Here is a 22747-nt window from a genome sequence, read left to right as displayed (position 1 = left end):
CCCCCCCCCCCCGCCCCCGCCCCCCCCGCCCCCCGCCCCCCCCCCCGGCCCGCCCCCGGCCCCCCCCCCCGCGCCCCCCCCCCCCCCCCCCCCCCCCCCCCCCCCCCCGGGACGTCCCGGACGGGACGCGCTGGGCGGTGCGTCAGACGGTGCGCGCGGTCGGGTCCCAGTCCGCCGGCAGCGGCTCGACCGCTTCCACGGTGCTGGTGACGTCGACGAACTCGCGCCGCTGGATCGACTCGTCGATGGAGACGAGCACGTCCACGACGTGGTGGGCGAGCGCCCCCTGCACGCGGTGCGGGCGCCCGGCGCGGATCGCCCGGGCCATCTCCAGCACGCCGGTGCCGCGGGTGGACAGGGCCTTCGTGGAGGCCAGCAGCTCCCACTCCTCCGAGCCGGTGCGCCGGATGCGCACGTCGCCGTCGAAGTTGTTCGGGTCGGGCACCTCCAGGGTGGCCTCGGTCCCGGTGATCTCCACGAAGCCGTGCCGCTGCAGCGGGGAGTCGAAGCTGAGGATGCTCTGCGAGCTCTGCCCGCTCTCGAACTGCGCGATCGCGCTGACGTGGGTGGGCACCGTGACGTCGAAGCTCTCACCGGCCTTGGGGCCGGAGCCGATGACGCGCGAGGCGCGGGACTTCGAGCCGATCGCGGCCACGGCGGCCACTGGCCCGAACGCCTGCACCAGGAGGGTGAAGTAGTACGGGCCGATGTCGAACAGCGGGCCGGCGCCGGTCTGGAACAGGAACGCCGGGTTGGGGTGCCAGGACTCCGGCCCGGGCGACTGCATGAGCGTCAGCGCGCTCAGCGGTGTGCCGATGTCGCCGCGGTGGATGGCGGCCAGCGAGGCCTGCAGGCCCGCGCCGAGGAAGGTGTCGGGTGCGCAGCCCAGCCGCACCCCGGCCGCCCCGGCCGCCTCGATCAGCTGCCGGCCGCCCTCGCGGTCCAGGGCGACGGGCTTCTCGCTCCACACGTGCTTGCCGGCGGCGATGGCCTGCAGGGACACGTCGACGTGCGCGGCGGGGATCGTGAGGTTGACGACGACCTCGACGTCGTCGTTCGCCAGGACCGCGTCGATGCCGCCGTGGTGCGGCACGCCGTGCTCCTCGGCGCGCGCCTTCGCCGCCTCGGGGAAGAGGTCGCCGATGGCGTGGACCTCCACGTCCGGGAAGCCGGTGAGGTTCTCCAGGTAGGTGCCGGAGATGACGCCGGCGCCGATGATGCCGATGCCGACGGGACCGGTGCGGGGCTCGGGCGCGCTCACGCCTGCACCCCCGCGCCCGTGAGGTAGGCGTAGCCGCCGGCGACGGCGTCGAAGACGTCGCCGCTGGTGTCGTCCAGCTCCACGACGCCCAGCTGCACGCCGGAGGAGGCCGAGAGGATCGCGGCCACGTCGATCGAGCCGGCGCCGAGGGCCACCTGGTTCTTCGTGTCGCGGGTGCCGTCGCCGTCCTTCAGGTGCACGGCCTTCACGCGCTCACCCAGGCGGCCCAGCAGGGCCGCGGGGTCCTGGCCGCCGACGGCGACCCAGTACGTGTCGACCTCCAGGGCGACGGCGTCGTCGAGGGAGTCGGCGAGGACCTCCAGGGCGGTGCGCCCGCCGATGAGGTTCTCCAGCTCGAACCAGTGGTTGTGGTAGCCGATGGTGACGCCGGCGTCGGCGGCGCGGCGCGCGGCGGCGTTCAGCTCGGCGGCGATCGCGGCGACGTCCTCGGCGGTGGTCCAGCGCTCGGGGTCCACGAACGGCTCGACGACGAGCGTGGTGCCGGTGGTGGCGGCCGCGGCCAGCACCTCCTCGACGTCGCCGCCGACGACCTTGGCGTGGGTGCTGGGGGCGCTCAGGCCGTGCGCGGCCAGGGCCGGGGCCAGCTTCGGCGCCCACTCGGTCAGGCCGAACGGCTCGACCTTGCGGAAGCCGATGGAGGCCAGGCGGGCCAGGGTGCCGTCGGTGTCGGCCGCGAGCGCGTCGCGGACCGTGTACAGCTGCACGGAGATCTTGTCGGTGTCGAGCACGTCGTCCTCTCGGGTCCTTCGCCGGGTCCGGTCGGACGGCGCGACCCGCGGGCGACGCTGCACCGAACCGGTTCAGCACACGGTAGGGGGCCGGACCGCCCGGGCGCCACCCCCTCCCGCTGCTCCGCGCGGGTGTCGCGCCGGGATGCCCGTCGGCGCCCCCGGTTACGGTCGGGGCGTGACCGCTGACCTGACCGGGGACGAGCTGCGCTTCCTGCAGGAGACGTTCGAGCTGGCGCGCGCCGGCTCGACCGCGGCCCTGCTGGAGCGCGTCGACGCGGGCGTGCCCGTGGACCTGACGAACTCCTCCGGCGACACCCTGCTGATCCTGGCCGCCTACCACCGCCACGAGGAGCTGGTGCGCGCGCTGCTGGAGCGCGGCGCCGACCACTCCCGCGTCAACGACAAGGGCCAGACGGCGCTGGGCGCGGCCGTCTTCCGCCGGGACGAGCCGGTGGTGCGCGCCCTGCTGGCCGCCGGAGCGGACCCCGAGCTGGGCCGGCAGTCCGGGGTGGCCGTGGCGCAGGTCTTCGAGCTGCCGGAGATGCTGGCGATCCTGCGCGGCGCCTGACGCAGCTGCGGCTGCGACCGCCTCGCAGCGCCGCACCTGCGGCGGATAACCTCGGATCGTGTCGCAGTACCGGATCCGGGAGGTCGCCGAGCTGCTGGGCGTCTCCGACGACACCGCCCGCCGCTGGGCCGACGGCGGCGCCCTGCCCGCCACCCGCGACGACGCCGGACGGCTCGTCGTGGACGGCGCCGCCCTGGCCGCCTTCGCCGTGGAGCACCCCGGCGCCGCCGCACCCGACGCCACCCGGGTGGCGCGCTCGGCGCGCAACCGCTTCGCGGGCCTGGTCACGCGCGTGGTCGCCGACGGCGTCATGGCGCAGGTGGAGATGCAGTGCGGACCGCACCGCGTGGTGTCCCTGATGAGCAGGGAGGCCGCCGAGGAGCTCGGCCTGCGGCCCGGCAGCCGCGCCACCGCCGTCGTCAAGGCCACCACCGTGGTCGTCGAGACCCCGGCCGGGGAGCGGGCGTGAGGACCGCGCGCCGCCGGGTCCCGCTCGCCGCCGCGCTGACCGCCCTGGTCGCCGGGGCCCTCGCGGGGTGCGGCGGCGCCGCCGGCGCGCCGGGGGAGGAGACCCTCACCGTGTTCGCCGCGGCCTCCCTGCAGGAGGTGTTCACCGAGGTGGCGGAGGGCTTCGAGCGCGACCACCCCGGCGTCGACGTCGCGCTCAGCTCCGCCGGGTCCTCCGACCTGGCCACCCAGGTCCTCGAGGGCGCCCCCGCCGACGTGTTCGCCTCCGCCGACGGGGCGACGATGGCCCGCGTCGCCGACGCCGGCCTGCTCGCCGGCGAGCCCGAGGTGTTCGCCACCAACGTCCTGACCGTCGCGACCCCCGCCGGGAACCCCGCCGGCGTCACCTCCTTCGCCGACCTGGCCCGGCCCGGGCTCGCGGTGGTCGTGTGCGCGCCGCAGGTGCCGTGCGGGGCGGCGGCGCAGCGCGTGCAGGAGGCCGCCGGCGTCGCGCTGTCCCCGGTCAGCGAGGAGTCCTCCGTCACCGACGTCCTCGGCAAGGTCACCACCGGCCAGGCCGACGCCGGCCTCGTCTACGCCACCGACGCCGCCCGCGCCGGCGACGCCGTCACCGGCCTGCCGATCCCCGAGGCGGCCGCCGCCGTCAACTCCTACCCCGTCGCCGCGCTGCGCGACGCAGCCGCCCCCGCGCTGGCCGCGGAGTTCGTCGCCGCCGTCATCGGCGCGCAGGGGCGGGCGGTCCTCGTCGACGCCGGCTTCGGGGTCCCCGCCGCGTGAGCCGCCGGGCCGCCCGCGGTGCCCGCGCCGACGCACCGGTGGGCGGCGCGCTGCCCGCGTGGGTGCACGTGCCCGCCGCCGCCGGGGCGCTGCTGGTCCTGGTGCCCCTCGTCGCGGTGGTCGCCCGCGTGGACTGGCCCCGCTTCGGGGCGCTGGTGACCTCCCCGTCCTCCCTGGCGGCGCTGCGCCTGAGCCTGCTGACGGCCACGGCCAGCACCGCCTGCTGCCTGCTGCTGGGCGTGCCGATGGCCCTGGTGCTCGCGCGCGGGCGCTTCCCGGGGCTGCGCGCGCTGCGCGCGCTGGTGCTGCTGCCGCTGGTGCTGCCGCCCGTCATCGGCGGGCTCGCGCTGCTGTACGCGCTGGGCCGGCGCGGTCTGCTCGGCCCGGCCCTGGACGCCGTCGGCGTGCAGGTCGCCTTCAGCACCCTCGCGGTGGTCCTGGCGCAGACCTTCGTCTCGATGCCCTTCCTCGTCCTCAGCCTGGAGGGGGCGCTGCGCACGGCCGGGGAGCGCTACGAGCGCGTCGCCGCCACCCTCGGCGCGCGGCCGGGCCGGGTGCTGGTGCGCGTCACGCTGCCGCTGGTGGCGCCCGGGCTGGCCTCCGGCGCGGTGCTGGCCTTCGCCCGCGCCCTGGGGGAGTTCGGCGCCACCCTCACCTTCGCCGGCAGCCTGCAGGGCGTCACCCGCACCCTGCCCCTGGAGATCTACCTGCAGCGGGAGAGCGACCCGGACGCCGCGGTCGCCCTGTCGCTGCTGCTGGTCGCCGTCAGCGTCCTCGTCGTGGTGGGCGTGCGCGCGCGGCCTGGCCGGGGCGCGCCGTGAGCGCCGGGCTGGAGGTGGCGGTGCGCCACGCCCCGCGCGCCCTGGCCGTCGACCTCGACGTCGCGCCCGGGGAGGTGCTGGCCGTCCTCGGGCCCAACGGCGCGGGCAAGTCCACCCTGCTGGATCTGCTGGCCGGGCTGCTGCGGCCCACCGCCGGCCGCGTCGCGGTCGGCGGGCGGGTCCTGTCCGCCGCGGGCCCCGGCCGCGAGGTGTTCGTGCCCGCCCACCGCCGCGGCGTGGCGCTGCTCGCCCAGGACCCGCTGCTGTTCCCGCACCTCAGCGTCGCGGGCAACGTCGCCTTCGGTCCCCGCAGCGCCGGCGCTGCCCGCCGCGCCGCCCGCGAGCAGGCCGCCCGCTGGCTGGACGCCGTCGGCGCCGGGCACCTCGCCGACCGCAGGCCGCGCGGGCTCTCCGGCGGGCAGGCCCAGCGGGTCGCCCTCGCGCGGGCGCTGGCCACCCGCCCGGGGCTGCTGCTGCTCGACGAGCCGATGGCCGCCCTCGACGTCACCGCCGCCCCCGAGGTGCGCCGGGTGCTGCGCGAGGTGCTGCGCGGCGGGGCCGCCCCCCGCCACGGCACCGTCCTCGTCACCCACGACCTGCTCGACGTCCTCGCCCTGGCCGACACCGTCGCCGTGCTGCAGGACGGCCGCGTCGCCGAGCGCGGCGCGGTGCGCGAGGTCCTCACCCGCCCCCGCAGCGCGTTCGCCGCCCGGACCGCCGGGCTGGTGCTCATCGCCGGCCGCGCCACCGCGGAGGGCCTGCGCACCCCCGACGGCACCCTCGTCGCCGGGGTCGTCGACGACGGCTGCCCGCCGGGGGAGCGGGCGGTCGCCGTCCTGGACCCCGCCGCCGTCGCCGTGCACGCCGCCGACCCCGGCGGCAGCCCCCGCAACCGCTGGCGCGTCACCGTCACGCAGCTGGAGCCGCGCGGGCGGGCCGTGCGCGTGCGCGGGCGCCACGGGCCGCTGGAGCTCTTCGCCGACGTCACCGTGGAGGCGGCCGCCGAGGCGCACCTCGCCCCCGGCGACGAGGTCCACTTCGTCGTCAAGGCCACCGCCGTGCGGGTGCACGCCGCCGGCGGTGGCTGAGGGGGGGCCGAGGGGAGGAGGCGCCGCGCGCCGAACGGCTGACGCGCCGGCGCTCGCGCGTCCCTACGGTCGCCCCGTGCTCGTCCTCGACTCCATCACCCGCCGCTTCGGCGGCCGCCTCGCGCTGGACGCCGTGAGCCTGGCCGTGCCGGACGGGCGCATGGTCGGTTTCGTGGGTGCCAACGGCGCCGGCAAGACCACCACCATGCGCATCGCCCTGGGCGTCCTCGCCCCCGACTCCGGGACCGTGACGTTCCGCGGGCGGGTCCCCGACCTGGCGGTGCACCGCCGGTTCGGCTACATGCCCGAGGAGCGCGGTCTCTACCCCAAGGGCCGGTTGCTGGAACAGCTGGTGTTCCTTGCGCGCCTGCACGGCGTGGACCGCGGCGCCGCCGCCCCCCGCGCGAAGGACCTGCTGGAGCGCCTCGGCCTCGGCGAGCGCACCCAGGACAAGCTGGAGTCCCTGTCGCTGGGCAACCAGCAGCGCGTGCAGGTCGCCGCCGCCCTCGTGCACGACCCGGAGCTGCTCGTCCTGGACGAGCCGTTCTCCGGCCTGGACCCCCTCGCCGTCGACGCCATGGCCGACCTGCTGCGCGAGCGGGTCCGCGCCGGTGTCGGCGTGCTGTTCTCCAGCCACCAGCTGGACCTCGTGGACCGCCTGTGCGACGAGCTCGTCATCCTCGCCGGCGGGCGCGTCGTGGCCGCCGGCGAACCGGAGGAGCTGCGCCGGGGACGCTCCGGGTCGAGGTACGCCCTCGCCGCGAACGGCCCGCTGGACTGGGTGGGCGACGTGCCCGGGGTGCGGCTGGTGGAGTCCTCGCCCGGCCGGGTGGTCGTGGAGGTGGAGGGTTCCGGCGCCGACCAGCGCCTGCTCGCCGAGGCGCTGCACCGCGGGTCGGTGCGCTCCTTCGGGCCCGTCGTGCCGTCCCTGTCCGACCTGTTCTCGGAGGTGTCCCGGTGAACGCGACCGTTCAGCGGCAGTGGTGGCTGGTGGCCGACCGGGAGATGCGCGAGCGCCTGCGGGACAAGGGCTTCGTGTTCTCCACCCTCCTGCTGCTCGTCATCGTGCTGGCGGCGGCGTTCCTGCCGGGCCTGCTGTCCGGCGGCACCGACCGCTACGAGGTGGCGGCCACCTCCACGACCGCACCGCTGCTGGCCGAGCGCCCCGGTGAGGGCGGCGACGTCGAGGTGACGGTCCGCACCGTCGCCGACTCCGCCGCGGCGGAGTCCGCCGTGCGCGCCGGCGACGTCGACGCCGCCGTGCTGCCCGCCGCCGGCGGTGCGGTGGAGGTCGTCGGCGACCGCAACGTCCCCGGTGGCCTGGGTGAGGTCCTCGGCGCGCGGGTGCGGGCGGCGCAGTCGCTGGAGCTGCTGCGCGGGGCGGGCGTCGACGCGGCGACCGCCGAGCGCGCCCTGACCGTCCCGCCGCCCGCGCAGCGCCTGCTCGCCCCCGACGCCGTGGACCCCTTCACCACCTACCTGCTGGGGCTGGCCTTCTCCGTCCTGTTCCTGCAGATCGTCGTCATCTTCGGATACTCCATCGCCCAGAGCGTCGTGATGGAGAAGCAGACCCGCGTGGTGGAACTGCTCGTCACCACCGTCCCGGTGAACCAGCTCCTCGTCGGGAAGATCGTCGGCAACGGGCTGCTGGCGCTGGGGCAGATCGTCCTGCTGGTGGCCGCCGGCCTGGGCGGTCTGGCGGTCGCCGAGCCGGAACTGCTGGACCAGCTGCCCAGCGTCCCCACGGCCGCGGGGTGGTTCGTCGTGTTCTTCGTCGTCGGGTTCGCGATGCTGTCGTGCCTGTGGGCGGCGGCCGGGGCGATGGCCAACCGCCTGGAGGACCTGCAGTCCACCGCCACCCCGGTGCAGATGCTCGTCATGCTGCCGTTCTTCGCGACGTTCGCCGCGAACGACCCCGGAACCCTGCAGACCGTCCTGTCCTACGTGCCGCTGTCCTCGCCGATGGTGATGCCGAAGCGGGTCCTGCAGGGCGACGTCGGCTGGACCGAGCCGCTGCTCGCGCTGCTGGTCATCGCCGTCACCGCCGCGCTGTTCGTGGCGGTCGCCCGGCGGCTGTACGAGAACTCCCTGCTGCAGACCGGCCGCAGCCTGTCGCTGCGCTCGGCGTGGCGGAGGGCGGCGTGACGGAGCAGCCGGTGCGACCGCGCGTCCCGCCCCCGTGGTTCGTGCACACGGCCTGGCGCGTCCACCGGGCGCTGAACCGCCTCAGCGGCGGCCGGTTCCTGTGGACCCCGGCGAACAGGCGCGGGTGGGGTGCGCTGCGCCTGACGACCGTCGGGCGCAGGTCCGGGCAGGAGCGCAGCGTCATCGTCGGCTACCTCGAGGACGGCCCCGACCTCGTCGTGCCCGCCATGAACGGCTGGGAGGAGGGCCACCCCGCGTGGTGGCTGAACCTCCGGGCGAACCCGGACGCCGTCGTCCGGCTGGCGCGCCGGGCCCCGCGGCCGGTCCGCGCGCGCCGCGCCGAGGGGCAGGAGCGCGAGCGGCTGTGGCAGCGCTGGCTCGCGGTCGACCCGGACCTCGGCGCGCACGCCGCCCGGCGCGCCACCGAGACGGACGTGGTGGTCCTCGAACCGCGCGGCGGGACCGCCTGAGCCCCCGCCGGGCGGGCGGCGCCCGCCGGGGTGCGCCGGGGGTCTTCACCAGCGCTGCGCGGTGGGGCGAACGACGACCTCGTTGACGTCGACGTCGCCGGCCTCCCCCAGGGCGTAGGAGATCGCGCGGGCGACCGCGTCGGCGGGGATCGTCGTGGCCCGGTAGTCGCGCATCACCTCGGCGGCCGTCGGGTCGGTGATGTGCGTGGCCAGCTCGCTCTCGACCACCCCCGGCGAGATCGTGGTGATGCGGAAGCGCGGGTCCAGCTCCAGGCGCAACCCCTCCGTGATCGCCCACGCGGCGAACTTCGTCCCCGAGTACACCGCGGACGTGGGGGAGACCTGGTGGGCGCCGATCGAGGCGACCGTGACGAAGTGCCCGCCGCCCTGGCGCTGGAAGTGCGGCAGGGCCGCGGCGATCCCGTGCAGCAGGCCCTTGACGTTCACGTCGAGCATCCGGTGCCACTCGTGCACCAGACCGGCGTCCAGGCGGGACAGCAGCATCACGCCGGCGTTGTTGACGATCGCGTCGACGCGGCCGTGCCGCTGCGCCGCGCCGTCGACCAGGTCGGTGACGCTCGCGGGGTCGGTGACGTCGAGCCGGTGGTGCTCGGCGCTGCCGCCGGCCCGCCGGATCCGGGTGGTCAGCGCCTCCAGGCGGTCGGTGCGCCGCGCACCGAGGACGACGTGGTGGCCCTCGCCCGCCAGGCGCTGCGCGGTGGCCTCGCCGATGCCGCTGCTCGCGCCGGTGACGACGACGACCTTGGCGTCCGCCCCGATCGCGGGGTCCGTGCGGTCGTCGGTGTTCGTGGTGGTGCCGGGGTTCGTGGTCATGGTGACCAGGCTGCGGCGCCGCCGCCGGCCGGGGCAGGCCGCGGTGCGCCTGGGAGCAGCGCACCCACGACGGGTCCCGCCCCGGCCGCCTACCCTCGCCGCATGGCTGCCTCCCCGCTCGGCGACTACCTGCGCGGCCGCCGCGCCGCCGTCCGGCCCGCCGACGTCGACCTGCCCGGCCACGGTCCCCGGCGGGTGCCGGGTCTGCGCCGCGAGGAGGTCGCGGTGCTCGCCGGGGTCAGCGCCGACTACTACGTGCGCCTGGAGCAGGGGCGTGAGCGCTCCCCGTCGGCGCAGGTGCTCGACGCGCTGGCGGACGCCCTCGCCCTGGACGACGACGGGCGCCGGCACCTGTTCCGGCTCGCCGGGCTGGCCCCGCGCCCGGCGGCTCCGGCGCCCGAGCGGGCCGACCCGGCGCTGCTGCAGCTGCTGGACTCCTGGCCGGCCACGCCCGCCCTCCTGCTCGGGCGCGCCTACGACGTGCTGGCCGCCAACCGGCTCGGCTCGGCGCTGTTCAGCGGTTCCCCGCACTCGGGCAACCTGGTCGTGGACGTGTTCCTCGACCCGGCGGCCCGCACGTTCTACGCCGACTGGCCGGCCGCGGCCGCGAGCACCGTCGCCGGCCTGCGGCTGCTGGAGGGCGTCCCGGGCGGTGACCCCCGCGCCCGGGAGCTGGTGCGCCGGCTGCTGCGGGAGAGCGCCGAGTTCGCCGAGCTGTGGGCCCGCAACGAGGCCCGCGGCAAGTCCGCCGGGGCCAAGGGGTTCGTGCACCCGCAGGTGGGGCCGCTCACCCTGCACGCGCAGACCTTCGACGTGCGTTCCGCGCCCGGCCAGCAGCTCGTGGTCTACCACGCCGAACCCGGCAGCGTCAGCGCCCAGTCGCTGGCGCTGCTGGGCAGCCTGGCGGTCACGCCGTAGCGGCGGGCGCCACCGCCCGCCCGCACCCTCAGGCGACCCCGGCCGCCACGGCGTGCAGGTCCCGCACCCGGACGTCCACGGTGTCCAGCCGCACCGTGGTGATCGACGCGGGCGGCAGCGGTTCCCAACCCGTGGTGTCGATGCCCGCGGAGGTGAACACCACCGCCCCGTCCGGCCGGCGCAGCCAGCTCATCCGGTAGTAGCCCTCGGCGTGGTCGCGGGGCAGGTCCGCCGGCGCCAGGCCGCTCGCGCACAGGTCCGCCAGGGGGACGGGTGAGCGTTCGCTGGAGTGCACGACGACCAGCTCGCCGGCGCTCAGCAGGACGGCGTTGAGGCTGGCGCCCGGGAACGCCTCGCGCAGCCGGACCGTCGCGCGGGCCGCGGCCGTCGTCAGGTCCGCGCCCTCGTCGGCGTACCGGCGCACCAGCGCGAAGATCCGCTCGCTGTCGGTGCTGCCGCGCGCGTCCGCCAGGTGCCGCTCGCCGACCACCGCCTCCAGCACCGGCACCGACGGCACCGAGCCGTTGTGGGCGAAGGCGACCCCGCCGTGCAGGAACGGGTGGCTGTTGTCGTGCGCGACCGTCATGCCCGGCGTCGCCAGCCGCAGGTGCACCAGCCGTGCGGTGCTGGGCTGCTCCGTCAACGCCGCCGCCCCGCGGCGCGAGCGCTGCACCGGCAGCGCGTCGCGCACCCGCCGGACCTCGCGGGCCTCGTCGACCCACGCCGTGCCCCACCCGTCGGCGTGCAGGCGCGACAGGGTGCGGAACGCCGCCAGCCGCTCGGTGCCGATGAGGTCCGCGATCGTGGTGGGGCCCGGAGCGGCGAAGGCGAGGAGCCGGCACACGAGGACCTCCAGGGAGCGAGCGGACTGACCCGGGTCATCGGCGCGCCGCGGCGGCGGCTGAACCACCTCAGAGCCGAACGGTGCCCTCCACGCACGTCGTGCTGTCCCCGCCCACCCACACCCCGCCGTCGACGGTGCGCACCCGCACCACCCCGGCCCGGCCCACCCGGGCACCCTGCGTGGCCGTGTAGTCCGGCGGCAGCGCCCCGCTGCCCGTGAGCCACTGGGCGATGCCGGCGTTGAGGCTGCCGGTCACCGGGTCCTCCGGCACCCCCATCCCCGGCACGAACGCGCGCACCTCCACGGCGTGCTCCGAGCCGGCCGGGTGGGCGCCGACCACCCCCAGCGGCAGGTCGCCGAGGGCGGCCGCGTCGACCTCCACGTCCAGCACCGCCCGCGCCGACGCCAGCTGCACCGCCGCCCACCCGGGGCCGTTGTCCACCCACCGGTGGTCCACGACCTCCTCGCGCGCGACGCCCAGCGCCCGCACCGCCCGTTCCAGGACCTCCTCCTCCAGCGGCCCGGTGCGCAGCAGCGGCGGCGCCGCGAAGCACAGCGCGCTCCCGTCGCGGCGCACCGGCACGAGCCCGGCGCCGCACTCCTGCACCACCACGTCCCCGCCGCGGGGGCGCCCGCCGGCCCCCAGCCACGCGTGCGCGGACCCCAGGGTGGGGTGCCCGGCGAACGGCAGTTCCCCGCCGGGGGTGAAGATCCGCAGCCGGTAGTCCGCACCGGGGTCGGTCGGCGGCAGCACGAACGTCGTCTCCGACAGGTTCGTCCACGCCGCGAACCGCTGCATCCCCTCCGCGTCCATCCCCTCCGCGTCCAGCACCACCGCCACCGGGTTGCCCCGGTACGGCGCTGCGGAGAAGACGTCGACCTGCGCGAACGGGCGGGGGCGGGGCACGGGGTTCCTCCTGGGGGGCTGCGCGGTACGGGCTGACAGGATGGCCCGGTGGCGGGCAGCGAGGAGGAGGGCGCGCCGGAGCGCGTCGTGGGCGTCGGCCCCTGGCGGGGCCCGTGGCCCGAGGACCCCCGCTACGACCCCGAGCTGCTGCGCGAGGGCGACCGCCGCAACGTCGTGGACGCCTACCGGTACTGGTCCAACGCCGCGATCGTCGCCGACCTCGACACGCGCCGGCACCCCCTGCACGTCGCGGTGGAGAACTGGCAGCACGACGCGAACATCGGCTCGGTGGTGCGCACCGCCAACGCGGTCAACGCGGCGGGCGCGCACGTCGTGGGGCACAAGCGCTGGAACCGCCGCGGCGCCATGGTCACCGACCGGTACCTGTCCGTGCACCACCACGCCGACGTGGCGGCGCTCGCCGACTGGGCCGCCGGGCGGGGCCTGCCCCTGGTGGGCGTCGACAACGTCGACGGCTCGGTGCCGCTGGAGACGTACGACCTGCCGCGCGCGTGCGTGCTGCTGTTCGGGCAGGAGGGGCCGGGGCTGACGGACGAGGCGGTGGCGCGCTGCACGGACGTGCTGGCGATCGCCCAGTTCGGCTCGACCCGCTCGATCAACGTCGGCGCCGCGGCCGCGGTGGCGATGCACGCCTGGGTGAGGCGCCACGTCTTCGGCCAGCACCCCTGACCTCCGCTGGAGGGGGTGCGGTGGCGGGGCGCCGCCGGCCGCCGAGGGCCGCCGGCCCCGCGACGGTTCCCGGTCGCGGCACCGGCTCTGGCAGGATCCGCACCGGCCTCGACGTCGCGGCCGCACGCCGCTCCCGCACGAGAACGCCCGAGGTGCTCATGGCCACCCCCACCGAACCCGCCCAGCGCCGCTCAGCGCTGGACCGGTACTTCCGGATCGCTGAACGCGGCTCCACCGTCGCCCGCGAGGTCCGCGGCGGCCTGGCCACCTTCTTCACGATGGCCTACATCGTGGTGCTGAACCCGCTGATCATCGGCACCCAGCCCGACAGCACCGGCTCCTTCCTCGGCGGCGGTGACGCCCCGGACCTCGCGGCGGTCGCCGCGGCCACCGCGCTCGTCGCCGGCGTGATGACGATCCTCATGGGTGTCGTCGCCAACTACCCGCTGGCGCTGGCCACCGGCCTGGGCCTGAACGCGTTCGTCGCCTTCGGCGTCGCCGCGCTGCCGGGGATGACGTGGGCGGACGCGATGGGCCTGGTGGTCCTGGAGGGCCTGATCATCCTGGTCCTCGTCCTGACCGGTTTCCGCGAGGCCGTCTTCCACGCCGTGCCGGCGCAGCTGAAGACCGCCATCAGCGTCGGCATCGGCCTGTTCATCACCATCGTCGGCCTCGTCGACGCCGGTTTCGTGCGCTCCGGCAGCGGCACCCCCCTGGAGCTGGGCATCGGCGGCTTCCTCAACGGCTGGCCCACGCTCGTCTTCGTCGTGGGCCTCCTGCTGATGATCGTGCTCATGGCGCGCGGGGTGCGCGGGGCCATCCTCGGCGGCATCGTCGCCGCCACCGTGCTCGCCGTCGTCGTCGAGGCGATCGCCCAGCTGGGGTCGCGCACCGGCGCCGACGGCGAGGTGCGCGACCCGCGCGCCTGGGGCTTGAACGTGCCCGCGCTGCCGAGCTCCTGGGTCGACACCCCGGACTTCTCGCTGCTCGGGCAGTTCAGCCTGCTCGGCTCGTTCGAGCGCATCGGTGTCGTCAGCGTCGTCCTGCTCGTCTTCACGCTCCTGCTGGCCGACTTCTTCGACACGATGGGGACGATGGTCGCCATCGGCAAGGAGGGCGACCTGCTGGACGCCGAGGGCAACCCGCCGGGCACGCGGCGCATCCTCGTCGTGGACTCGATCGCGGCCGCCGCCGGTGGCGCCGCCGGTGTCTCCAGCAACACCAGCTACATCGAGTCGGCCACCGGCGTGGGGGAGGGTGCGCGCACCGGCCTGGCCAGCGTCGTCACCGGGGTGGCGTTCCTGCTGACGACCTTCCTGGCGCCGGTCGTGGCGATCGTGCCCTACGAGGCCGCCACGCCCGCCCTCGTCGTCGTCGGGTTCCTGATGATGACGCAGGTCAAGGGCATCGACTGGGACGACGTGGAGATCGCGCTGCCCGCGTTCCTGACGATCGTGCTGATGCCGTTCACCTACTCGATCAGCGCCGGCATCGGCGCGGGCTTCGTGGCGCACGTCGTGCTGAAGGTCGCGCGCGGCAAGGCCCGCCAGGTGCACCCGCTGATGTGGGTCACGGCCGCCCTGTTCGTCCTCTACTTCGCGATCGACCCCGTCAAGGAGGCGTTCGGCGTCGCCTGACCCCGTCCCGCCGGCGCTCACCACACGTCGCCGCAGCGCCAGTCGCACAGCAGCCGGGCGGTGACGTCCAGCGCGCCGGCGGGGTCGTGGACGTGGACGCCGCCGTCGTCGTCGGGCGTGGCGCGCACCCCCTCGGGGGTCATCACGCCCGTCGGGCCGCTCCACACCCGCCAGCCGCGCGAGCGGTACAGCCGCGCGCCCTCGTCGGAGGCGCCCAGGAACGTCGCCTCGTGGGCCCGGCCGGCGAGGTCCTCCACGACGCCCGTCAGCGCCGCGCCGAGCCCGCGCCGGCGCTCGCCGGGAGCCACCGCGACCGCCTCCACGTAGCCCGCGCGCAACGGGCGGTCCCCGGCGACGAGGTGGCGCTGCACCAGCGCGGCGTGCCCGGCCAGGCGCCCGTCGCGGTGGGCCAGCACGTGCAGGCCGCCGAGGGCGTGGTCGAGGTCGGTGTCGTCGACGTCGCCGGCGAAGGCGTCGTCGAGCAGGAACCGCACCTCGCGCAACCGCCGCGGTCCCAGGTCGGCGGTGTGCACGACGGTCAGGTCCCACGGGGTGTCCACCGCACCAGCCTGCCGCCCCGCCCGGACGCGCGGAACCCCCCGGCGCGGTGCGCGCCGGGGGGTTCCGCGGAGGTGCGGGCCCGTCAGGGCAGGGTCAGCACCATGCCGACCTCGATGCGGGCCGGGTCGTCGCCGATGACCGCGCGGTTGGCGTTCCACAGGTTCGCGTAGCCGCCGGCCACGCCGTTGTTCACCGCGATGCGGTACAGGGTGTCGCCGGGCTGCACGGTGTAGGTGCGCGCGGCCGGAGCGGGCGCCGGGGCGGCGGCGACGGCGACGGGCTCGGGGGCCGGTGCCGGGGCGGGCGCGGGAGCCGGGGCGGGCGCGGGGTTCAGCAGCGCCTGCTCCGCGCCGGCCGGGTCCGCGGCACCGCTCAGGCCCAGGCGGCGGGAGCACGAGGGCCAGGCGCCCCAGCCCTGCCCGGCGAGGACGCGCTCGGCGACGACGATCTGCTGCTCGCGGCTGGCCAGGTCGGCGCGGGGGGCGTACTGCCCGCCGCCGAAGCCGGTCCACGTGCTGGGGCTGAACTGCAGCCCGCCGTAGTAGCCGTTGCCGGTGTTGATGTGCCAGTTGCCGCTGGACTCGCACTGGGCGAGGCGGTCCCACTCCGACACCGGGGCCGCGGAGGCACCGGGAGCGGGGGCGAGGATCGCGGCACCGGCCGCACCGGCGGCGGCTGCGGCGAGCAGACCACGGCGCACGGCACCCGAGCGCTGCTGCTGCTCGGTGCGGTGGCCGGCGGGCGTGCGGGGACGACGGAAGGACAACGCGGGCATCGAGACCTCCAACGCCTGCGAGGTGAGCTGTCGGGTTCGGGTCGAAGGTTGTTGACCCGGCCGCCCGTGGGCGGCTTCACCCCGAGGACCCCCGACCGCGCGGGGCGCGGCGGACGTCCGAGGAACCATGGGTCCCCCGCTCCTGCCCGTTGATCACTGTTCCGGCGCGGGGCGGGCAGGACTCGGCGTGTCCTCGCGACGGGCCCCCGAAAGGACTCGGGAACCTGCCGACCGTAACAAGACGGAGGCTCCGCGTACACCGGCGCGTCGACCGGGCGTCCCCCGCCGGCCCACCGTCCCGCGGGTCAGGGGGTCTGCGTGTGACGCACCTCACGCTCACGACCCCTCGAGGAGGGGCCTCGGCCCGCCGACGGGTCAGCTGTTGGCGAGCAGCTTCGCCACGGCCTCCTCGACGCGCGGCGTGAAGTCACCGGCGCGCTCCCCGGGCCGGCCGTACAGCGGCTCGCCGAACGTCACGCTGATGCGCGGGCGCCCCTTGGAGGGCCAGTTCTGCCGCGGCGGCATGGCCTCGTACGTGCCGCGCAGCGCCACCGGCACCACCGGCACCCCCGCCTCCAGCGCCAGGTACGCCGCACCCTTCTTGAACGGGCGCATCTGGCCCGTGTAGCTGCGCCCGCCCTCCGGGAAGATCACCAGGCTCCAGCCGTCGGCCAGCAGCTTCGAGGAGGCGTTCGCCCCCGGCCCGCCGCGCCGGTCCAGCGGGAACGTGCCGATCACCAGGCCGGAGGGGGCCGAGCGCCACCACACGTCGAAGAAGTAGTCCGCGGCGGCCGCGACGGCCACCCGCCGGCGCCGCCGTGGCCCCAGCGCGTCCAGCAGCACCGGCGTGTCCAGGTGCGAGGAGTGGTTCGCCACAATCACGGCGGGACCGCCGATGCCGTCGAGGACCTCCACGCCGTGCACCTCGATGCGCAGCTCCGCCCGCATCAGCGGCGTCAGCAGGACCCGCTGCAGGCCCGCGCGCACGGCCGACGCCGGCCGCGAGCGCACCCAGTCGTTGCGGTGCACCTTGCGGGGACCACCCCCGCCCGGAGCGCCGCCCGAGGCGGCCGAGGCGGCCGCGCGGCGGCGGGCCGTCGGGAAGGCCCGCGCCAGGCGGCCCAGGCCGTCCTCACCCATCAGGACGATCATGCGGTGACCTCCTCGCGCACGGCTCCGGGCGCGTTCGGCGTTCGTGACGGGCGCACGACGTCATCCTCCCACGCCCCGCCCGCGCCGCCCGGTGACCTCAGTCCGTGCCGGCCAGGACCTGCTGCGGCACCCGCAGCCGGCGGGCGGGGGAGGAGACCGCCCAGTCCGCCACCGGCCAGCGGGCGGCGCGCGCGGCCCGGAACAGCGACACGTCGGGGGAGACGGCCGTGGGGTTGCCCACCGAGCGCAGCAGCGGCAGGTCCGGGTGGGAGTCGGCGTAGGCGTAGCTGGCGGACAGGTCCGCCCCCACCACCTCGGCGTAGCGGCGCAGCCACGCCGCGCGCGCCTCGCCCACCACGGGCGGGGAGGTCAGGAACCCGGTGGCGCGCCGGTGCCCGTCCGGACCGGTCTCCTCCTCCAGGCCGGTGCACACGACCTCGTCGAACAACCCCGCCAGCGGGCGGGTCACCTGGCGCACGTCACCGGTCATGAGGACGGTGCGGTGCCCGGCGTCGCGGTGCGCCTGGATGCGGCGCAGGGCGTCCGAGGACACCTGCTGCAGGAAGCGCGGCGCGAACACGTCGTCCACGTGCGCCTCGAGCGCGTCGAGGTCCACGCCGGCGTAGCCGCGGAACAGCGAGCGCAGGAAGCTGCCGCGGTCGCGGCGCTCGGCGGCGATCCACCCCGGCAGGTTGCGCACCACGCGGGCGAACTCCGCCACCCGCGCCGGCGCGTCCATCTGCGACAGGCGCAGCGTCAGGTAGGTGTCCACCACGGTGCCCGGCAGCAGCGTCCCGGCCAGGTCGAAGACCGCCAGGACCGGTGCGGCGCCCTCGGCGACCGGCTTCAGCTCGCGGGGCCCGCCGCCGGCCTCCGCGGCCTTGCGGCGCCGGCGGATCTCCTCGTACTTGCGCATCTGCCCCGTCACGCTCGGGCAGTGCGTGTCGCGCCAGTACGCCTTCCAGTCCACCACGGCCGTGTCGAAGCCCCACAGCTCCACGTCGGCCGGGTCCAGCGAGCGGTGCAGGGCCAGGGTGTTGTCGTCGACGAAGCGCAGCTCCGCCTCGGTGTACGCCTTGTACAGGTCCATGTAGCGGCGGGCGAACTCCACCTGCCGGCGGGCGCCGTCGAGCTTGCGCGAGGCCCGGCGCACCCGCTCCGAGCGCGGGGCCAGCATCAGCGCGCGGTTGCCCACGCCGGTCAGCAGCTCGCCGGTGCGGACCTTGCGCTCCACGGCGTTCTGCCCCGGGAAGCTCCAGGTCGGCATGACCTCGGGGGAGGAGTCGAAGGGGTGCTCGACGAAGTAGGCCCGGACGTGCTCGTACAGGCCGCGGAACGTGATCGGGTTCCGGTTCCCGGAGGAGACGTGGTAATACGCCGGCTGCGACAGCGGCGGCGGCGTCGCGGCGGCCTTGAGGATCGCGTTGACCACGTGGTCGATCGGCACGACGTCCAGCACCGAGTCGGGGGCGGCGGGGAACTCGGTCAGCTCGCCCTTGCCGTACGCCAGGATGATCGGCTCGGCCATCTTGAAGCCCTCGATCCAGCCCGGGTGCGGGTGGACCAGCGCCGACTCCACGATGCTGGGGCGCAGGATCGTGGTCGGCACCGCCGGGGCGGCGACCTCCTCCACGAACCGCTCACCCATCGCCTTGGTGAACGTGTAGCAGTCCGTCCAGCCCAGGGTGCGGGCGCGCTCCTTGCCGGCGGCCTTCTGCTGCTCGGTCACCCACTCCACGCGGCGGCGCTCGGCGTCGGCGGCCACCGTCAGCGGCCCGGCGCGGCCGTGGTCGCGCTCGGCGGCGCGCAGGAAGCCGCGCAGCCGCGCGTCCAGCCGCGAGTCCTCCTCGATGCGGGCGGCCAGCCGCAGCCCGGCGTCCAGCTCGGTGCGCCAGTCCACGGAGTGGTCCACGGCGCGCTCGGGCACCTCACCGCGGCGCCGGCCGCCCACGTAGGCGGTGGACACGTGCACGTAGTGGACGGGCGCCTCGGGCCTGCTGACGGCCAGGGTGCGCTCCACGAGGTTGCGCGTGCCCACCACGTTCGTGGTGAAGGCGTCCTGGATCAGCGGGTCGAAGGAGACGTCGCCGGCGCAGTGCACCACCACGTCCAGGTCGCCGGGCAGCTCCGGCACCGCCGCCAGGTCGCCCTCCAGGACGCTCACCCGAGTCTTCAGCAGGTCGTCGGGGTCACCGGCCGCGGCGAAGATCTTCTTGCGCAGCAGCGAGCGCATCCGGTCCTCGCCGCTCTGACCCGGCTTGGGCCGCACCAGCGCGACCACGGAGGCGCCGGGGACGTCGACGAGGACGCGCTGCAGCAGCGCCTCGCCGATGAAGCCGGTGACACCGGTCAGGAGGAGGCGCTTGCCGTCGAGCTGGTCAGCCAATCGCACCGGGCGATCCTGCCACGACCGCGGACCCCGCACGGACCCCGCGGACCGGCGCGCGGTGCCGGTGCGGGGACCGCGGCCACTCCCGCACCAGGACCGCACCCGGGGCTCAAGCCCCGGGTGGGCGCCTACGCGCTGCACGAGGTCGTCGGGCAGCCGCACAACCTCATCCGCCACCCCGAGATGCCCCGCGCCGTCTTCGAGCTGCTGCGGGACACCGTCGGCTCCGGCCAGGAGCTGTTCGCCCACGTCAACAACCCGGCCGGCGACGGCGCGAACCACTGGGTGCTGGCGCACGTCACCCCCTTCGACGCGGGCGGGAACGTCGTCGGCCACCGCTCCGACCGCCGCCGCCCCGCCCGTGCGGGCGTGGAGGCGGTCGAACCGCTGTACCGGGACCTGCTGGCCGAGGAGGCGCGCGCCGGTTCCGGCCGCTCCGCTGCCGCCGGGCAGGCCGAGCTGGACCTGCACCGGGCCTTCGTCGCCCGCGTCGCCGAGGTGTGCGACGCGATCGCGGCCGGCGACTTCGAGCGGTGCGTCCCCGGCGTCCCCGGCGTCCCCGGCGTCGAGGCCGTCCCCGAGCTGCTCGCCGCTCAGCACAGCGTCGACCGCGCCGTCGACGCCTCCGGCGCCTTCGTGCGCGAGGCCGGCGCCGTGCTGACGGCCGCGGCGGGCGGTCGGCACCACCGCCGCTACCTGCTGGCGGGTCCGCGGGGCGGCTTCCGCCAGGTCGCCGCGCGCATCGACGAGGCGCGAGGGCGCACGGAGGAGGCCGCGGACGGTGCCGCGGCGACGCGGGGGAGCCGGCGGCGGCTGGCCGACACCTTCGAGGCCGACGTCCTCGGCGTGGCGGAGCAGGTGGCGACCGCCTCGACGGGACTCAGCGCCTCGGCGCAGGGCCTCGCCCCGGCCGCGTCGGCCGCCAGCGTGGAGGCCGAGCAGGCCTCCGGCACCGTGCAGGCGCTGACGCTGGCCTCGGAGGAGATCCAGCGGGTCACCGGCATCCGGGCGCAGGCGCAGGGCGCCGTGCGGGCGATCAGCGGCATCAGCTCCACCGTCGCCGAGGTGAACGGCCTCGGGGACGGCGTGCGCGCGGCCGTGGACGGCGGCGGCGACTGGAGCGGCGCCCAGGACGTCACGGGCCTGTCGCGCCTGGCCGAGGAGCTGCGCGTGAGGATCGACGGGTTCCTGTCCAGCCTGCGCGCCCGACCCCCCGCCCCTCCTCCTCGACCATCGAGGGGGAGGGGCGGGGAACGGTGGGCGCGCCGAGGTGACAGGGCCTGCGCTCGCGGTGATGATCGGGCGGCAACCACCCGGACGTCCCGCGAGGAGGCGGTCGTGCCCACCGCTGTGCCCACCCCGAACGGCAGCGGCACCCGCCGCCGGCCCACCGTCCGCTCGGTCGTCGTCTGGACCCTCGTGGCGCTCGTCGGCGCCGTCGCCTGGACGGTGCTCGCGCTGGCGCGCGGGGAGTCCGTCAACGCCCTGTGGATCCTGTTCGCCGCGCTGGCCTCCTACGCCATCGCCTACCGGTTCTACGCCCGCTTCATCACCTACCGGGTGCTGCGCGCCGACGACTCGCGCGCCACTCCCGCCGAGCGCCTGCACAACGGCGTCGACTACGAGGTCACCGACCGGCGCGTCCTGTTCGGGCACCACTTCGCCGCCATCGCCGGCGCCGGTCCCCTCGTCGGGCCGGTGCTCGCGGCGCAGATGGGCTACCTGCCCGGGACGATCTGGATCGTCGTCGGGGTGATCTTCGCCGGTGCCGTGCAGGACCTGACGGTGCTGTTCTTCTCGATGCGCCGCGACGGCAAGAGCCTGGGGCAGATGGTGCGCGAGGAGATCGGCCCGGTCGGTGGTGCAGCCGCGCTCGTGGCGGTGTTCGCCATCATGATCATCATCCTGGCGGTGCTGGCGCTCATCGTCGTCAACGCCCTGGCGGAGTCGCCGTGGGGCGTGTTCTCCATCGCCCTGACGATCCCCATCGCCCTGTTCATGGGCGTGTACCTGCGCTACCTGCGGCCCGGCCGGGTGCTGGAGGCCACCGGCATCGGCGTGGTGCTGCTGCTGGCCGCCATCGTCGGCGGCGGCTACGTCGAGCAGCTGGGGATCTCCGACAGCCTGACGCTGTCGAAGGAGACGCTCGTGCTGGCGCTCGTCGTGTACGGGTTCGTCGCCTCGGTGCTGCCGGTGTGGCTGCTGCTGACCCCGCGCGACTACCTGTCGACGTTCATGAAGGTCGGCGTCATCGTGCTGCTGGCCGTCAGCCTGCTGATCGCCCGCCCGGTCCTCGCCAACGACGCCGTGACGACGTTCGCCCGCGAGGGGAACGGCCCGGTGTTCGCCGGCTCGCTGTTCCCGTTCGTGTTCATCACCATCGCCTGCGGCGCGCTGTCCGGCTTCCACGCCCTGATCGCCTCCGGCACCACGCCGAAGATGATCGCCAAGGAGCGGCAGGTCCGCCTCATCGGCTACGGCGGCATGCTCATGGAGAGCTTCGTCGCCATCAGCGCGCTCATCGCCGCCTCCGTCATCGACCAGGGCGTCTACTTCGCGATGAACTCCCCGGCCGGCGCCACCGGTGGCACCGCCGAGTCCGCCTCGCAGTTCCTCGCCGGCATCGGCATCAGCACGCCGCCCGAGACGCTGACCGCCACCTCCCAGGCCGTGGAGGAGGAGATCATCTCGCGCACCGGCGGCGCCCCGACCCTCGCGCTGGGCATCTCGCAGATCTTCCACAGCGCGTTCGGCGGCGGCCTGCAGGCGTTCTGGTACCACTTCGCGATCATGTTCGAGGCGCTGTTCATCCTCACCGCCGTCGACGCCGGCACCCGCGTGGGCCGGTTCATGCTGCAGGACACGGTCGGCAACCTGTGGAAGAGGTTCGGCGACCTGTCGTGGCGGCCGGGCAACCTCATCGCCAGCGCCGTCGTCGTCGGCGCCTGGGGGTACTTCCTGTACGCGGGGGTCACCGACCCCCTCGGCGGCATCAACCAGCTGTTCCCGCTGTTCGGCATCGCCAACCAGTTGCTGGCGGCGATCGCCCTGACCCTGGCGACGACCCTGCTCGTCAAGCACGGCCGCGCCCGCTACGCCTGGGTGCCCGGCGTGCCGCTCGTGTGGGACCTCGTGGTCACCATGACGGCGAGCTGGCAGAAGGTCTTCTCCGGCAACCCGGCCATCGGCTACTTCGCCCAGGCCGCGAACTACCGCGAAGCCCTCGACGACGGGCGGGTGCTGGGTGCGGCGCAGGACGCCGACCAGATGCAGCAGGTCGTCACGAACTCCACCGTCAACGGAGTCCTCCAGTCGGTGTTCGCGCTGCTGGTGGTCGTCGTGGCCGTCAACGCCGCCGTCGTCGTGGCCCGCGCCCTGCGCGCCGGTCAGCTGCCGACGACGGAGGTGCCGGCCGTGCCCTCCCGCCTGCACGAGCCGGCCGGCCTGTTCGCCACCGCCGAGGAGCAGCGCGAGCTGGCCGCGGCCCGGCGCGAGGAGGGGGCGCTGCGGTGAGGCGACTGCTGGGCGGGCTGCGCTGGTACCTGCGCGAGGTCGACGGCCGCGCCCGCTGGGAGCGGTACCTGGCCGGGTGCGCCGAGCACGGGCACCCGCCGCTGACCCGCCGCGAGTTCGAGCGACGCCGCGCCGACGCCCGCGCCGGAGCGGTCTCCTCCCGCTGCTGCTGAGCGG

General features: G+C 76.0%; 22 protein-coding genes and 1 riboswitch. Of the genes, 13 read left to right on the top strand and 9 right to left on the bottom strand.

Features of this window, described 5'->3' with window-relative positions; genetic code table 11:
• Positions 1-142: 142 nt before the first annotated feature.
• Entirely contained in the window at positions 143-1261 is a 1119-nt protein-coding gene (locus ACRYR8_RS05535) for a Gfo/Idh/MocA family protein (RefSeq protein WP_432483079.1), read from the bottom strand.
• Positions 1258-2010: a sugar phosphate isomerase/epimerase family protein gene (locus tag ACRYR8_RS05530; protein WP_432483078.1), complete on the bottom strand. Its 753-nt coding sequence runs from the start codon at positions 2008-2010 to the stop codon at positions 1258-1260. Before ACRYR8_RS05530 ends, ACRYR8_RS05535 begins: the two co-directional genes overlap by 4 nt.
• A gap of 178 nt (positions 2011-2188) precedes the next feature.
• Between ACRYR8_RS05530 and ACRYR8_RS05525 the strand changes: the two genes are divergently transcribed.
• The 8 genes from ACRYR8_RS05525 (at position 2189) to ACRYR8_RS05490 (ending at position 8350) form a co-directional block, all read left to right on the top strand.
• Positions 2189-2581 (top strand): ankyrin repeat domain-containing protein, encoded by a 393-nt coding sequence (locus ACRYR8_RS05525; RefSeq protein ID WP_432483077.1) that lies wholly within the window; start codon positions 2189-2191, stop codon positions 2579-2581.
• A 58-nt stretch (positions 2582-2639) separates the two neighbouring features.
• Positions 2640-3050, top strand: coding sequence for a TOBE domain-containing protein (locus ACRYR8_RS05520; protein WP_432483076.1), 411 nt, complete (start codon positions 2640-2642; stop codon positions 3048-3050).
• A complete protein-coding gene (gene modA, locus ACRYR8_RS05515; protein ID WP_432483075.1) occupies positions 3047-3826 on the top strand; it encodes a molybdate ABC transporter substrate-binding protein in 780 nt (259 codons plus the stop codon). The genes ACRYR8_RS05520 and modA overlap by 4 nt, the downstream gene beginning before the upstream one ends.
• The gene (locus ACRYR8_RS05510) at positions 3823-4647 is read left to right on the top strand and encodes an ABC transporter permease (protein WP_432483074.1); all 825 of its coding nucleotides are present in this window, start codon (positions 3823-3825) and stop codon (positions 4645-4647) included. Before modA ends, ACRYR8_RS05510 begins: the two co-directional genes overlap by 4 nt.
• Positions 4644-5735, top strand: a complete 1092-nt coding sequence (locus tag ACRYR8_RS05505) for a sulfate/molybdate ABC transporter ATP-binding protein (RefSeq protein WP_432483073.1) — start codon at positions 4644-4646, stop codon at positions 5733-5735. Before ACRYR8_RS05510 ends, ACRYR8_RS05505 begins: the two co-directional genes overlap by 4 nt.
• 76 nt (positions 5736-5811) lie before the next feature.
• Positions 5812-6696, top strand: a complete 885-nt coding sequence (locus tag ACRYR8_RS05500; RefSeq protein WP_432483072.1) for an ABC transporter ATP-binding protein — start codon at positions 5812-5814, stop codon at positions 6694-6696.
• On the top strand, positions 6693-7880 hold the full coding sequence (locus tag ACRYR8_RS05495) for an ABC transporter permease (protein ID WP_432483071.1): 1188 nt from the start codon (positions 6693-6695) through the stop codon (positions 7878-7880). Before ACRYR8_RS05500 ends, ACRYR8_RS05495 begins: the two co-directional genes overlap by 4 nt.
• Positions 7877-8350: a nitroreductase/quinone reductase family protein gene (locus ACRYR8_RS05490; RefSeq protein WP_432483070.1), complete on the top strand. Its 474-nt coding sequence runs from the start codon at positions 7877-7879 to the stop codon at positions 8348-8350. The genes ACRYR8_RS05495 and ACRYR8_RS05490 overlap by 4 nt, the downstream gene beginning before the upstream one ends.
• A gap of 45 nt (positions 8351-8395) precedes the next feature.
• Here the strand turns inward: ACRYR8_RS05490 and ACRYR8_RS05485 are convergent, their stop codons facing one another.
• Positions 8396-9184: an SDR family oxidoreductase gene (locus ACRYR8_RS05485; protein WP_432483069.1), complete on the bottom strand. Its 789-nt coding sequence runs from the start codon at positions 9182-9184 to the stop codon at positions 8396-8398.
• Between the two features lie 102 nt (positions 9185-9286).
• Here ACRYR8_RS05485 and ACRYR8_RS05480 point away from each other — a divergent pair, with 102 nt between their 5' ends.
• Positions 9287-10102, top strand: a complete 816-nt coding sequence (locus tag ACRYR8_RS05480) for a helix-turn-helix domain-containing protein (protein ID WP_432483068.1) — start codon at positions 9287-9289, stop codon at positions 10100-10102.
• A 28-nt stretch (positions 10103-10130) separates the two neighbouring features.
• Here ACRYR8_RS05480 and ACRYR8_RS05475 read toward each other — a convergent pair whose 3' ends face one another.
• On the bottom strand, positions 10131-10946 hold the full coding sequence (locus ACRYR8_RS05475; RefSeq protein ID WP_432483067.1) for a class II glutamine amidotransferase: 816 nt from the start codon (positions 10944-10946) through the stop codon (positions 10131-10133).
• Positions 10947-11013: 67 nt separating this feature from the next.
• The gene (locus ACRYR8_RS05470) at positions 11014-11853 is read right to left on the bottom strand and encodes a PhzF family protein (RefSeq protein WP_432483066.1); all 840 of its coding nucleotides are present in this window, start codon (positions 11851-11853) and stop codon (positions 11014-11016) included.
• A gap of 48 nt (positions 11854-11901) precedes the next feature.
• Here ACRYR8_RS05470 and ACRYR8_RS05465 point away from each other — a divergent pair, with 48 nt between their 5' ends.
• Together ACRYR8_RS05465 and ACRYR8_RS05460 are read left to right on the top strand one after the other, a co-directional pair.
• Entirely contained in the window at positions 11902-12543 is a 642-nt protein-coding gene (locus ACRYR8_RS05465; protein ID WP_432483065.1) for a TrmH family RNA methyltransferase, read from the top strand.
• 158 nt (positions 12544-12701) lie between these two features.
• Entirely contained in the window at positions 12702-14180 is a 1479-nt protein-coding gene (locus ACRYR8_RS05460; protein ID WP_432483064.1) for an NCS2 family permease, read from the top strand.
• Positions 14181-14197: 17 nt separating this feature from the next.
• Here the strand turns inward: ACRYR8_RS05460 and ACRYR8_RS05455 are convergent, their stop codons facing one another.
• From ACRYR8_RS05455 to ACRYR8_RS05440, 4 genes are all read right to left on the bottom strand, one after another.
• Positions 14198-14740, bottom strand: coding sequence for a GNAT family N-acetyltransferase (locus ACRYR8_RS05455; protein ID WP_432483063.1), 543 nt, complete (start codon positions 14738-14740; stop codon positions 14198-14200).
• Positions 14741-14823: 83 nt separating this feature from the next.
• Positions 14824-15516, bottom strand: coding sequence for a transglycosylase family protein (locus tag ACRYR8_RS05450; RefSeq protein ID WP_432483062.1), 693 nt, complete (start codon positions 15514-15516; stop codon positions 14824-14826).
• Positions 15514-15714, bottom strand: a riboswitch (cyclic di-AMP (ydaO/yuaA leader). Its footprint overlaps the gene before it by 3 nt.
• Positions 15715-15891: 177 nt before the next feature.
• On the bottom strand, positions 15892-16668 hold the full coding sequence (locus tag ACRYR8_RS05445) for a lysophospholipid acyltransferase family protein (protein WP_432483061.1): 777 nt from the start codon (positions 16666-16668) through the stop codon (positions 15892-15894).
• A 97-nt stretch (positions 16669-16765) separates the two neighbouring features.
• The gene (locus tag ACRYR8_RS05440; RefSeq protein ID WP_432483060.1) at positions 16766-19060 is read right to left on the bottom strand and encodes an SDR family oxidoreductase; all 2295 of its coding nucleotides are present in this window, start codon (positions 19058-19060) and stop codon (positions 16766-16768) included.
• Positions 19061-20407: 1347 nt separating this feature from the next.
• Between ACRYR8_RS05440 and ACRYR8_RS05435 the strand changes: the two genes are divergently transcribed.
• Both ACRYR8_RS05435 and ACRYR8_RS05430 read left to right on the top strand, forming a co-directional pair.
• On the top strand, positions 20408-22570 hold the full coding sequence (locus ACRYR8_RS05435) for a carbon starvation CstA family protein (protein WP_432483086.1): 2163 nt from the start codon (positions 20408-20410) through the stop codon (positions 22568-22570).
• Positions 22567-22743 carry a CstA-like transporter-associated (seleno)protein gene (locus ACRYR8_RS05430; RefSeq protein WP_432483059.1) on the top strand — a complete coding sequence of 59 codons (177 nt, stop codon included), beginning with the start codon at positions 22567-22569 and terminating at the stop codon, positions 22741-22743. The genes ACRYR8_RS05435 and ACRYR8_RS05430 overlap by 4 nt, the downstream gene beginning before the upstream one ends.
• Positions 22744-22747 lie beyond the last annotated feature (4 nt).

The sequence above is a fragment of the Kineococcus esterisolvens genome, assembly GCF_050871405.1.
In the GTDB taxonomy this organism is placed as follows: domain Bacteria; phylum Actinomycetota; class Actinomycetes; order Actinomycetales; family Kineococcaceae; genus Kineococcus.
This window is presented reverse-complemented; position numbering and strand designations above follow the sequence as displayed.